This window comes from Mycoplasma todarodis, assembly GCF_004335995.1.
GTDB classification, from domain to species: Bacteria; Bacillota_I; Bacilli_A; order Mycoplasmatales; family Metamycoplasmataceae; genus Mycoplasma_K; species Mycoplasma_K todarodis.
In genome coordinates, this window is record NZ_PSZP01000072.1 from 1 (window position 1) to 991 (window position 991).

The 991-nt window shown below is 32.7% G+C and carries 1 protein-coding gene; it reads right to left on the reverse strand.

Going from position 1 to position 991, the window contains the following annotated elements:
- On the reverse strand, positions 1-991 hold a 991-nt coding region (locus C4B25_RS04800), incomplete at both ends, for a hypothetical protein (protein WP_210725188.1).

Genomic DNA, 991 nt, shown 5'->3' on the forward strand with positions numbered 1-991 from the left:
TATCTAAGTCACTGATTGTTTTAGTGTTAGCGTCAAGTTTAGCTTGTGCAGCTTTTGTTGTTGCTTTAGCAGTATTAAGAGCTGTTGTAGCTGATTTGTTTGCTTTATCTAAGTCACTGATTGTTTTAGTGTTAGCATCAAGTTTAGCTTGTGCAGCTTTTGTTGTTGCTTTAGCAGTATTAAGAGCTGTTGTAGCTGATTTGTTTGCTTTATCTAAGTCGCTGATTGTTTTAGTATTAGCGTCAAGTTTAGCTTGTGCAGCTTTTGTTGTTGCTTTAGCAGTATTAAGAGCTGTTGTTGCTGATTTGTTTGCTTTATCTAAGTTGCTGATTGTTTTAGCGTTAGCGTCAAGTTTAGCTTGTGCAGCTTTTAATGCAGCTTTGATTTTATTTAGTTTAGCTTGTGCAGCTTTTAATGCGGCATCATTTTTAATCGCAGTTCTTATATCATCTCTATTTTTTATAGCGTCATTAAGTTTCTTTTGCGCCTCTCTTTTAGCTTTTGCTTCTTTCGGTAATTTATTATTGAATATTTTTTTGTACTCTTCTAGTTTTTTTACTCAATATTCATGTTCTGATTCATGTCCTTCTTTACGTTTTTTTAAAGCAGCCACCGAAGCTTTTGTTTTAATCATTGATTTTGCTCAATCTTCATCTCATTTCAATTGCTCTTTAAAGAATTTTTCTTGTTTTTCAGCTTCAACTAAACTATCAAGATCGTTTTTTGATAATTTAACTTTTTTGGCAGCATCAAATTTAGCATTAGCAGCGGCAACGGCTGTTTTAGCTTTATCAACATTTTTTCTTGCTTTCTTTAATGATTTATTATTATTTCTATTAATTTTTCTAAGTTCTTCTTCAGCTTTTGCTTGTGCGGCTTTTAAATCTTCCACTTTTTTGTTTAGATCAGCTGTTTTAGCTTTTTCATCCGCTAGAGCTTGAGTTGCTTTATCTGAATTAGATTTAGCTGTTGCTTCTGCTGTTTTAGCATC